At 42.1% G+C, this 587-nt stretch carries 1 protein-coding gene; it reads left to right on the forward strand.

Annotated elements, in window-relative coordinates; all coding sequences use genetic code 11:
- On the forward strand, window positions 1-224 hold a 224-nt coding region (locus tag OU793_RS24865), incomplete at its 5' end, for a hypothetical protein (protein WP_274647944.1).
- Between the last annotated feature and the right edge of the window lie 363 nt (window positions 225-587).

A 587-nucleotide genomic window follows, 5' to 3' on the forward strand; every position in this document is an offset into this window, starting at 1 on the left:
ATTTTTCATTGCCTCCACTCGATGAAGAGGCTAGTATTTGTATTGCAAAGTACATGTACATCGCCTCGTTTGAATTTACAGTTCATTCGGGGCTTTGTTCTTTCTACCACTTGCAAATATGCTCAAGTGAAATGCTCATGGCAGAAACACCAAGAGCACCCAACGCCATTCTAAAGCTTTTCAGCGCCCCTCTCTATCCTTTTGTTTGTCTATTACTATTTTGACGCTGCTTGTGTTTGGCGGTTATCAATGCGGTTATGCTCTGTGCTGGTCTTTATCTGTATCAAGAAAGTATCTTTGGGAGTGAGGCGCAAGTAATGTCATGTCGTCACATGGCTAATAACGGAACAGTGATTAATAAAGCCTCAAAAAGTGAGGGGAGCGACATATCTCACGATTGCTTTGTAAATGATATGCAATAGCATTGCTACTTGGTGCGATGGGCGTTAGTGTATTTAACGAAGGCAAGTTACTTCACTCCGATTTGCCTTATACATCTGACGAGTATTTGTTTATAGCACTACTCAACACTCCAACGTGTAAAATCGACAAGTCAATTTTGTTACTGCCACCGCTCTCACGGTGGC

Source organism: Vibrio sp. VP6 (assembly GCF_028823755.1).
Lineage (GTDB): Bacteria > Pseudomonadota > Gammaproteobacteria > Enterobacterales > Vibrionaceae > Vibrio > Vibrio parahaemolyticus.